5 protein-coding genes, 1 tRNA gene and 3 rRNA genes are annotated in these 11,569 nt (G+C 48.3%); 1 reads left to right on the top strand and 8 read right to left on the bottom strand.

The genetic code is table 11. The annotated features are described in order from the left end of the window. Window positions 1–196 precede the first annotated feature (196 nt). The 8 genes from mcsB to JNUCC31_RS11185 form a co-directional block, all read right to left on the bottom strand. Window positions 197–1,267, bottom strand: a complete 1,071-nt coding sequence (gene mcsB, locus JNUCC31_RS11150) for a protein-arginine kinase McsB (RefSeq protein ID WP_192271115.1) — start codon at window positions 1,265–1,267, stop codon at window positions 197–199. A gap of 28 nt (window positions 1,268–1,295) precedes the next feature. Next, window positions 1,296–1,820, bottom strand: coding sequence for a protein-arginine kinase activator protein McsA (gene mcsA / locus JNUCC31_RS11155; protein ID WP_192271117.1), 525 nt, complete (start codon window positions 1,818–1,820; stop codon window positions 1,296–1,298). A 30-nt stretch (window positions 1,821–1,850) separates the two neighbouring features. Further along, window positions 1,851–2,312 carry a CtsR family transcriptional regulator gene (locus JNUCC31_RS11160; protein ID WP_024633618.1) on the bottom strand — a complete coding sequence of 154 codons (462 nt, stop codon included), beginning with the start codon at window positions 2,310–2,312 and terminating at the stop codon, window positions 1,851–1,853. Window positions 2,313–2,791: 479 nt separating this feature from the next. Then, on the bottom strand, window positions 2,792–3,967 hold the full coding sequence (locus JNUCC31_RS11165) for a GNAT family N-acetyltransferase (RefSeq protein ID WP_192271119.1): 1,176 nt from the start codon (window positions 3,965–3,967) through the stop codon (window positions 2,792–2,794). Between the two features lie 188 nt (window positions 3,968–4,155). After that, window positions 4,156–4,272 (bottom strand): 5S ribosomal RNA (rrf, locus tag JNUCC31_RS11170). A gap of 143 nt (window positions 4,273–4,415) precedes the next feature. Further along, window positions 4,416–7,463 (bottom strand): 23S ribosomal RNA (locus JNUCC31_RS11175). Between the two features lie 207 nt (window positions 7,464–7,670). Further along, window positions 7,671–7,746: transfer RNA gene (locus tag JNUCC31_RS11180), tRNA-Ala, on the bottom strand. A gap of 152 nt (window positions 7,747–7,898) precedes the next feature. After that, a 16S ribosomal RNA gene (locus JNUCC31_RS11185) occupies window positions 7,899–9,450 on the bottom strand. Together the 16S, 23S and 5S rRNA genes with 1 tRNA gene alongside form the textbook arrangement of a ribosomal RNA operon. Window positions 9,451–10,252: 802 nt before the next feature. On the opposite strand from JNUCC31_RS11185, the gene JNUCC31_RS11190 reads away from it, so the two are divergent. Continuing rightward, window positions 10,253–11,509, top strand: coding sequence for a molybdopterin-dependent oxidoreductase (locus tag JNUCC31_RS11190; RefSeq protein ID WP_323374372.1), 1,257 nt, complete (start codon window positions 10,253–10,255; stop codon window positions 11,507–11,509). The last annotated feature ends 60 nt before the right edge of the window (window positions 11,510–11,569 follow it).

Here is an 11,569-nt window from a genome sequence, read left to right on the forward strand (position 1 = left end):
TCTCCTGCACCTCCATGGTTTTGGATAAAACGGGGGCTGTAGAACGGATCCCACCGTATTCTTCATATCATTTTTGTTTGCAGCCGTGCTGCGAATAAATCATTCGGCATTTATCTCATTGATGGGTAGAAAATGCCCTTTTATATAAAAGCCGCAGATGCGACGTGAAACCTTTGTAAATAACGGTTGAGACAATCTAAGATTGATTGGCTGCACTGATCGTATCCCGGATTAACTGGGCACGATATATGTCACGCTCATCTGTCCGCATTTCTTCCCCGAATGTTTTCTGTAAAAAACCCGGCTGGGTCATCACATTCAACTCGTTCATCACGGTTATGGACAGACCGTCCAACAAGCCGAGATCTACACCAAGTCGAACATCGGACAGACGCTGTGCAGCTTCCTTCGAATCGACGATGGCTGCATGCGACAATATGCCGTATGAACGCATTACTCTGTCGGTAATCCGTAATCTGGAGTCGGTCATTAACCGTTCTCTGGCGGTACGCTCATGCCCTATCATCTGTAACACAACACTGTGCAGGTTATCAATGACTTCTTGTTCTGTCTGCCCCAGTGTAATCTGGTTCGAGATCTGAAACAGGTTCCCCATTGCCTCGCTGCCTTCACCGTAAATTCCCCGTACAGTCAGTCCCACTTGGGAGACTGCGGTTAGAATACGGCCAATCTGCTGTGTCATCACCAGAGCGGGCAAATGCATCATGACAGAAGCTCTTACACCTGTACCTACATTCGTAGGACAGCTGGTCAGGTATCCTCTGCGGTCATCAAAAGCATAATCCACATGCGCTTCAAAAGCATCATCTATAGCGGAAGCTTTCTCCCAGGCTTCTTTCACCTGGAACCCCGGATAGAGGCACTGGATACGTAAATGGTCCTCTTCGTTGATCATAATACTGACAGATTCGTCCTCACTGAGAATAACTGCACCATTTCTGGATTCGTTCGCAAGACTGGGACTGATCAGATGTTTCTCCACCAGCACCCGTTTGTCGAGTTCATCGATATCCATCAGATCCAGCGTATGAAAATCTCCAAAGGCATGAACCTCATCATATTGAAGTACTTCGCTCAGCTTATTCAGCACTTCTTCCGATTGCTCATTGGAAGCCAGCATCGGAAACGGAACATGCTGCAGGTTGCGTGCGATTCGGACACGGCTGCTAATGACGATTTCGGAATCAGCCGCATCACTGCGCATCCAGTCGCTGAGCGCCTTCTCGGTAAAGCGCAAATTAGGCATTACGCATCCCTCCTACTCATCACAAACTTTACTCCTGAGCTATTTCTTTTTCAAGTTCCCTGATCTGATCACGTATTTGAGCAGCCTCTTCGAACTCCTCTTGAGTAATGCTCTCCTGAAGATCCCGTTTCAGATCAGCGATTTGTCGTTTCACCTTGATGCGGCCACCAGCTCGTGCAGGAACCTTTCCTACGTGAGAAGTGCTGCCATGAACCCGTTTGAATAAAGGATCCAAACGGCTGTCAAAATATTTATAACATGAGCTACAGCCAAAGCGGCCGATTTTGCTAAACTGTGAATACGTCATGCCGCATTCTTCACAACGAAGGGATTGTGCAGGACTTGCTCCCGCACTGCCATTCTTGCCTGAGGGGTCAAAATCAAGCAACCCGGACAATAAGTTGTGAATGGAAAATCCGTTGGATGTTCCGGGGATCATTTCCCCTTTTTCACGAGCGCACGACTCACAAATATGGAACTCCGTCTTCTCTCCATTCACGATTTTCGTAAAATGGAGCGTTGCCGGACGTTTGTTGCATTCTTGGCACAGCACAATGATGTACCCCCTTGATCCCGATAGTTTTCATTTACCGAGCAAAGATATTAACATCGCCTTCAACATTCTGGCACGAATTTGATCCCGGTAAGGAAGTTTGACCAATATAATCTCTCTGGATACAGCTGCTCTCATCAACCCGGCTTCCCTTTTGCTCAAGAAACGTGCTTCTTCCAGCTGGTAGATCAGACCTTCGGCAGCTGTCTGCCCGATCTCATCTCCGATACTATGGTGCAAATGGTTATGCAGAGCCGAGTGAGCCGGCAATTCAATCCGCTGTATGCGAACATAACCGCCGCCGCCACGTTTACTCTCTACAAGGTAACCTTTTTCGAGTGTAAATCGGGTGCTGATGACATAATTGATCTGGGAAGGCACACATGAAAATTGATCAGCCAGATCATTACGTTGAATTTCGACCATTCCTTCGGGACTTTCATGCAAAATACTCTTCAGATATTGTTCGATAATATCAGAGATATTACGCATCCACTCATCCTCCACTGTTTGAAACGTTAAGTCAATAAGGACCCACACGCCCCCACAGAGTACACCTTCTCAACCCATTTAACCAATCGGGGAAACAGCGAAACTCATCTTCCACGGTCATTAACAGGTAAGCGAAGGACGCTCGAAGGTCCTTTATTATTGCCTTTATCCGCTGATGTACTACCCTCTAATTGGCTTCCACCAACGGATTGCAGAAAGAAAGCTACGTAAGTATTTAACCTTTAGTTGACTTTGACTTTCTTTGACTTTCTTTGACTTTATATCCATTATAGCATATTTTGTGGTTTTGCCAAGAGGGAGTACTATTCATTTTTTACGATTTTACACGAAATATTCGGCTGACACAAAAAAACCTCTCCAAAAAAGCTGGAGAAGTCCATTTGTCTCACACTAGCAACGTATTGCTATACAAGTTAAGTCTATGAAAGTGATCCGAAAATGTCGTTACTTCTCGAGGATCAGAAAAAATCCATTAAATACGTTTCCCGTATAGGAATCGCTTGCTCCAGCGCCTTAATCGCATCAGTTGGACCTTCGAGTCTACCGATTTGAGCCATGTCTGCTGGTCTACGATACCCCATTAAAATGGCGGTAAGAGTTTGAATATCGACTTTAACGGTCTGATCTTCAGCTGGAAGCTCAGATGTTTTCCAAATCGAAGCTGTACCGTTCATTGCAACATTCATCTGCCATACCCCTTTATTCCACGGTGCGTGAGCATCCTCAACCTGTAGATTAATCTGTATCGGCGAATCTGGGCTTGCAAAAGGATATTGTGAGATAAATTGTTCTACACTCACAATACGTGCCATGAAAAAAGGTACAATTTCCTGCTGAATTCGCGGATTATCCAATTGAAAAGCAAGCATATCACTGGCTGGTGCCTGTAATGTCACTTCCTCAATCATGGAATCATGGTTGGCTATAAAGGTCCATAGGGCTTGTCTCGCCTCTTCATTGAGATAAATAATCTCTCTAATGCTAAACTTTCTGTCCTTAACCTCATATAAAAGATAGCCTTGTGCTTTACCAGCTTCATCATAATATACAGCCTTCTGGCTGGTTCCATTGGTGAGAACCGAATTCTCCCATCTCGCATCATCCCGTACTAGGGTTCCGTTGTAGCGCTCAGCATAGGCACCATATATTTCTTTGAATATGCTAAGTCCCGGATCGCCGCGCCGAATCGTACCAGGGGTTGCCTTTTTTGCAGGCAAATGAGCTGTAGGCACCTTATATCGTTTAAATTCAACATAAGTCTCCCATCCATATTTCCGATAAAAAGCAAAAGAGAACGGATGCAGAAACGATATACTTTGTTTATTCCGATTCATTTCCTCGAGCGCATGCTTTAACAGCCCAGCTACCCAACCTTTGCGTCTATATTCTGGCCATGTCGCCACACCTGCAATACCGCCCATCTCGAACGATCTCCCATGAATATAGGTTTGAAAAGGAATGATATGAAGTTTCGCACCCAATTGCCCTTCCTCATACACGCCCCATATATCCTGTGACGCAAATTGACTCCGTCGCTTCTCCGTCTGTTCTTCACTCATTACCACTTGAAAAGCATACTCGGAGAGTGCCATTGCTGCTTCAAAATCATCTACCGTCAATTTCTGAATTTCCATGTCGTCCTGCACCCCATTCCCTAGAGTTAATAAAATCAATCCAAATCATGGCTTGATACGTGATATATGTATCCACTATGAGTGTGTCAGAGGAACGAGACAAAGTCAAACAGGAGATATTTTGCATCCCCTAAATTAAAAATAAACAAATAAAAACCACCACCGAATAACATCGGCAGTGGTTCTTTGCTTGGCGGCGTCCTACTCTCCCAGGACCCTGCGGTCCAAGTACCATCGGCGCTAGAGGGCTTAACGGTCGTGTTCGGGATGGGTACGTGTGGAACCCCTCCGCCATCGCCACCAAACATGATTTGTCGAAGCATCGCTTCTTGAAATCCATTGTGGAACTGAAAATCATACACACATTCTGTGATGTACCTATTTTCATTTCAGAGATTATTCTCTGAAAACTAGATCCGAAACGAAACCTGCGATTACAACCTGCAACTTGGATAAGCCCTCGACCGATTAGTACTGGTCAGCTCCATGCATTGCTGCACTTCCACCCCCAGCCTATCTACCTCGTCGTCTTCAAGGGGTCTTACATACTGGGAAATCTCATCTTGAGGGGGGCTTCACGCTTAGATGCTTTCAGCGCTTATCCCTTCCGTACATAGCTACCCAGCGGTGCTCCTGGCGGAACAACTGGTACACCAGCGGTACGTCCATCCCGGTCCTCTCGTACTAAGGACAGCTCCTCTCAAATTTCCTACGCCCACGACAGATAGGGACCGAACTGTCTCACGACGTTCTGAACCCAGCTCGCGTACCGCTTTAATGGGCGAACAGCCCAACCCTTGGGACCTACTTCAGCCCCAGGATGCGATGAGCCGACATCGAGGTGCCAAACCTCCCCGTCGATGTGGACTCTTGGGGGAGATAAGCCTGTTATCCCCAGGGTAGCTTTTATCCGTTGAGCGATGGCCCTTCCATGCGGTACCACCGGATCACTAAGCCCGACTTTCGTCCCTGCTCGACTTGTAGGTCTCGCAGTCAAGCTCCCTTATGCCTTTGCACTCTTCGAATGATTTCCAACCATTCTGAGGGAACCTTTGGGCGCCTCCGTTACTCTTTAGGAGGCGACCGCCCCAGTCAAACTGCCCACCTGACACTGTCCCCGCACCGGATTACGGTACCAGGTTAGAACCTAGATACGATCAGGGTGGTATCCCAACGGTGCCTCCACGCAAGCTGGCGCTCACGTTTCAAAGGCTCCCACCTATCCTGTACAGATCGTACCCAAATTCAATATCAAGCTGCAGTAAAGCTCCATGGGGTCTTTCCGTCTTGTCGCGGGTAACCTGCATCTTCACAGGTATTAAAATTTCACCGGATCTCTCGTTGAGACAGCGCCCAAGTCGTTACGCCATTCGTGCGGGTCAGAATTTACCTGACAAGGAATTTCGCTACCTTAGGACCGTTATAGTTACGGCCGCCGTTTACTGGGGCTTCGGTTCACAGCTTCGGATTGCTCCTAACCGCTCCCCTTAACCTTCCAGCACCGGGCAGGCGTCAGCCCGTATACTTCGCCTTACGGCTTCGCACAGACCTGTGTTTTTGCTAAACAGTCGCTTGGGCCTTTTCACTGCGGCCCCCTCGTGCTATTCACACTACCGGGGCACCCCTTCTCCCGAAGTTACGGGGTCATTTTGCCGAGTTCCTTAACGAGAGTTCTTCCGCGCGCCTTAGAATTCTCTTCTCGCCTACCTGTGTCGGTTTGCGGTACGGGCACCATCACCTGGCTAGAGGCTTTTCTTGGCAGTGTGAGATCATGACCTTCGCTACTATAATTTTCGCTCCCCATCACAGCCCAGCCTTACGATGTGCGGATTTGCCTACACATCAGCCTCACTGCTTAGACGGACATCCATCAGTCCGCGTCACTACCCTGCTGCGTCCCCCCATTGCTCATAACGGCTTACGGTGGTACAGGAATTTCGACCTGTTGTCCTTCGACTACGCCTTTCGGCCTCGCCTTAGGTCCCGACTTACCCTGAGCGGACGAGCCTTCCTCAGGAACCCTTAGGCTTTCGGCGGATCAGATTCTCACTGATCTTTTCGTTACTCATACCGGCATTCTCACTTGTATAATGTCCAGCGCTCCTTACGGTACACCTTCAACCCTTATACAACGCTCCCCTACCCCTGGATCGACTTCACTCCAGCTTCGAAGTCCTGTGTTTATCCCCTGGGAAGCATTTGGTCATCCAAGATATCATCTCTTGTCAGACAAAAATGTCCTTGTGGTAAACACCGCCTCAAAGAAGCAGTGAAGTCGATCCAAGCCATAGCTTCGGTGGTGTGTTTAGCCCCGTTACATTTTCGGCGCAGAGTCACTCGACCAGTGAGCTATTACGCACTCTTTCAATGGTGGCTGCTTCTAAGCCAACATCCTGGTTGTCTGTGCAACTCCACATCCTTTCCCACTTAACACACACTTGGGGACCTTAGCTGATGGTCTGGGCTGTTTCCCTTTTGACAATGGATCTTAGCACTCACTGTCTGACTCCCGGAAGTAAGTCTATGGCATTCGGAGTTTGACTGAGCTTGGTAACCCTTGCGGGCCCCGCACCCAATCAGTGCTCTACCTCCACGACTCTGTTTTCCGAGGCTAGCCCTAAAGCTATTTCGGGGAGAACCAGCTATCTCCGAGTTCGATTGGAATTTCTCCGCTACCCCCACCTCATCCCCGCACTTTTCAACGTGCGTGGGTTCGGGCCTCCAGTGCGTGTTACCGCACCTTCACCCTGGACAGGGGTAGATCACCCGGTTTCGGGTCTACGTCCACGTACTCATTCGCCCTATTCAGACTCGCTTTCGCTGCGGCTCCGGCTCTTCACCTTAACCTTGCACGGGAACGTAACTCGCCGGTTCATTCTACAAAAGGCACGCCATCACCCCTAAAACGGGCTCTGACTTTTTGTAAGCACACGGTTTCAGGTTCTATTTCACTCCCCTTCCGGGGTGCTTTTCACCTTTCCCTCACGGTACTGCTTCACTATCGGTCGCTAGGAAGTATTTAGCCTTGGCAGATGGTCCTGCCGGATTCATACGGGGTTTCACGTGCCCCGCACTACTCGGGATCCGTCTCGGAGGGAACCAACTTTCAATTACAGGGCTTTTACCTTCTTTGGCGGGCCTTTCCAGACCTCTTCACTTAACCGGTTCCTTTGTAACTCCATGTGAGACGTCCCACAACCCCAGAGAGCAAGCTCTCTGGTTTGGGCTTCTCCGCGTTCGCTCGCCGCTACTGACGGAATCACTATTGTTTTCTCTTCCTCAGGGTACTTAGATGTTTCAGTTCCCCTGGTATGCCTCTACACAACCTATGTATTCAGTTGTGAGTAACTGGAAATTACCCCAGCTGGGTTTCCCCATTCGGACACCCCCGGATCAAAGCTTGCTTACAGCTCCCCGAGGCAGTTTCGTTGTTCGCCACGTCCTTCATCGGCTCCTAGCGCCTAGGCATCCTCCGTGTGCTCTTAGTAGCTTAACCACTTCGCTCGTGTTCGAGCTGTCGCTCCGCTTGTTTTGGACTACGTCCAAAGCCAAAAGTTGCTCCATTTCGATCACTCGCTCATGCAATCTACCGTTTTTATTGAAACTTGTTTTACACAAGTTCAGCTAAAAAGGAATGTTCTAATTCGCATTTTTCGTTTCGATATCTAGTTTTCAAAGAACAAGCTAAATAGACGAAATTCTTTGGTGGAGCCAAGCGGGATCGAACCGCTGACCTCCTGCTTGCAAGGCAGGCGCTCTCCCAGCTGAGCTATGGCCCCTCAAATTCCATCAAAACTGAACAAATGGATAAGTAACTGTGTTGCTCTTCATTTCATCCACACCAGAAGTGATGGACCGAAATGAATCGCTGTCGCAGGTTTTCAGAACCTGCGTATTTGAATGTTTCCACGCGGGAAACGATTCTCCATAGAAAGGAGGTGATCCAGCCGCACCTTCCGATACGGCTACCTTGTTACGACTTCACCCCAATCATCTATCCCACCTTCGGCGGCTGGCTCCTTGCGGTTACCCCACCGACTTCGGGTGTTATAAACTCTCGTGGTGTGACGGGCGGTGTGTACAAGACCCGGGAACGTATTCACCGCGGCATGCTGATCCGCGATTACTAGCAATTCCGACTTCATGCAGGCGAGTTGCAGCCTGCAATCCGAACTGAGACCGGCTTTTTAGGATTCGTTCCACCTCGCGGCTTCACAGCCCGTTGTACCGGCCATTGTAGTACGTGTGTAGCCCAGGTCATAAGGGGCATGATGATTTGACGTCATCCCCACCTTCCTCCGGTTTGTCACCGGCAGTCACCTTAGAGTGCCCACCCGAAGTGCTGGCAACTAAGATCAAGGGTTGCGCTCGTTGCGGGACTTAACCCAACATCTCACGACACGAGCTGACGACAACCATGCACCACCTGTCTCCTCTGTCCCGAAGGAAAGGTACATCTCTGTACCGGTCAGAGGGATGTCAAGACCTGGTAAGGTTCTTCGCGTTGCTTCGAATTAAACCACATACTCCACTGCTTGTGCGGGTCCCCGTCAATTCCTTTGAGTTTCAGTCTTGCGACCGTACTCCCCAGGCGGAGTGCTTAATGTGTTAACTTCGGCACCAAGGGTATCGAAACCCCTAACACCTAGCACTCATCGTTTACGGCGTGGACTACCAGGGTATCTAATCCTGTTTGCTCCCCACGCTTTCGCGCCTCAGCGTCAGTTACAGCCCAGAGAGTCGCCTTCGCCACTGGTGTTCCTCCACATATCTACGCATTTCACCGCTACACGTGGAATTCCACTCTCCTCTTCTGCACTCAAGTCACCCAGTTTCCAGTGCGATCCGGGGTTGAGCCCCGGGATTAAACACCAGACTTAAATGACCGCCTGCGCGCGCTTTACGCCCAATAATTCCGGACAACGCTTGCCCCCTACGTATTACCGCGGCTGCTGGCACGTAGTTAGCCGGGGCTTTCTTCTCAGGTACCGTCACCTTGAGAGCAGTTACTCTCCCAAGCGTTCTTCCCTGGCAACAGAGCTTTACGATCCGAAAACCTTCATCACTCACGCGGCATTGCTCCGTCAGGCTTTCGCCCATTGCGGAAGATTCCCTACTGCTGCCTCCCGTAGGAGTCTGGGCCGTGTCTCAGTCCCAGTGTGGCCGATCACCCTCTCAGGTCGGCTACGCATCGTCGCCTTGGTGAGCCGTTACCCCACCAACTAGCTAATGCGCCGCAGGCCCATCCCCAAGTGACAGATTGCTCCGTCTTTCCAGTTTCCTTCAGGCGAAGGAAACAACTATTCGGTATTAGCTACCGTTTCCGGTAGTTGTCCCAAACTTGAGGGCAGGTTGCCTACGTGTTACTCACCCGTCCGCCGCTAAGTATCCAGGAAGCAAGCTTCCTGTCAACTCCGCTCGACTTGCATGTATTAGGCATGCCGCCAGCGTTCGTCCTGAGCCAGGATCAAACTCTCCAATAAAGTATTGAAAAGAGCGATTAGCTCAATTTGAAACTGACGATTCATTATGAATCAAAAGTTACTATCCATTTGTTCAGTTTTCAAGGAACTTGTTTGTCCGTTTATGTTGATGTTTGTCAACCGGACAGGAATCTTATCTTATCATGTTGACTAACTAACTGTCAACTATTTTTTTCGTCAACGTTCAAACCGTTTCGACAATCATTCGTTTGAGGCGACAAGAAATAATATATCATGATCTAATTCATTTAGCAAGCACTTTTTAATAGCTTTTATATAAATGCTTTATAGTCCTCAACTCCCTCTAAGTCAGGATCCTCTCAAATACATCAATAGGCAGATTATATCGATTTAAAAGAACCCTCTCTAATTGCACACAGATACTTCTGCTTACTGAATATATAGATTCTGACTAAAAAACAGATAGGCAGAGCTACATGTACGTAAATAGTATTAGATAGTTATTTAGATGATACTTATAATAAGAAGTGTTCCCCCACCTTTTGATGCAGGTGATCCAAACGCTCTATAATAAGGTATATATAAATAAGATAATGAATGATACTTCCGTTCAAGTAGTCATTAACACCATCATCCTAATGATAATGAATTCTAACCCCGTTCCGTTCTCAAATCATAACCGACTTTATTCATATCGAAGATGTACTGACGAATAACCTATATGGGGTGAATGTATATGAATCAATGGCTAAACAATATTCGAAGGGGTTATGGTAAAAAGCTCGTTTCCATTCATGCCTGGAATGCCTGAATTGTTGTCATCCTCGCGGTATCAGGCCTTATGCTGGTCGGTGGTTTCTGGCGTGAGTTACTCGGGATTGGACGCGTTTGGTTAAAGTGGCTACATATTGTCGTCGGGCTAGCTATGCTAGCACCTGTGGTGTATTACTTACTTTTGGCCGGAAAGCACTGGAAACAACTTCGTAATAGGCCGTGGCAGCGAGCAAATACCATCGTTGTTCTTGCACTACTGGTAGGGTGGCTTTTATCAGGTATAGTGTTATGGCAATTTAAGCTCGCTGGGCCGAGATGGTCGAATGCCTCGCTTCTGGTTCATGATTTGCTGACTTGGGTGGGCCTGCCTTATATAATCTACCACTCCATTACGCGAACGAGATGGTTAAAAGATCCTGCACGCCGTGCAGTAAAAGCAACGACAGTTTTAGTAGAAAGTAGAAATATGGTGCATCCAGCTGATGCTCCTGATGAAAATACGACATCAGCAGCGGTCGTTTCTACCGAATCTATACGTACCACCAAGGAAAATCCTCTCCATCAAGCAGAGAAACCTCAACCCGTGTATACACGGCGGGCCTTTATTCGGTCTGCTGTAGGAGTAGGCCTAGCTGTGACTTTGGGGCCTACTTTCATATCATGGGTTGGACGGAACCTCAGTTTAGATAATAGCATCGACAGCATGCTGGAGAACGACCCCAATAACATGGTGCCCTTACCGCAAGCATTGCCTGCTTCTTCACCACCGATGGGAGGCGGAGCCGAAGGTCATTTCCGTGTATATACGGTAACACCGATACCTTCCTTTTCCAATGCAAACTGGTCCTTCCGAATTGATGGACTCGTTGAACGGGCCCAAGTATGGAACTGGGAGCAGTTCGTTAAACTTGCACGTACCGTTCAGGTCAGTGACTTTCACTGTGTTACAGGTTGGTCTGTATATAAGAATACTTGGGAAGGCATATCCCTTAAGCAATTATTGACCCAAGCCGGAGTGAAACCCGAAGCGCATAGTGTCAAGTTCTACTCCGGAGATGGTGTATATACGGATGCCATTACGATGGATCAGGCACAGATGGATGATATTATGGTCGCTGTCATACATGATGGCAAACCGATCCCGGCAGATCTGGGGGGTCCGGTACGTTTGGTCATTCCCCAGATGTATGCCTATAAATCCGTTAAGTGGCTGAATCGCATTGAACTGATCGAGAGCGAACATATCGGCTACTGGGAAGAACGTGGATACGACAAAGATGCATGGCTCACTGGTGCGGCTCAGCGAATACCTAATTTAAGTTAATACAAACAAACTGTTAAGTTTAAATACACATGTAAACCAAAGACCCCCGTTCCACTTATT

Origin of the sequence: Paenibacillus sp. JNUCC-31, from assembly GCF_014844075.1 — a bacterium.
Taxonomy (GTDB): Bacteria; Bacillota; Bacilli; order Paenibacillales; family Paenibacillaceae; genus Paenibacillus.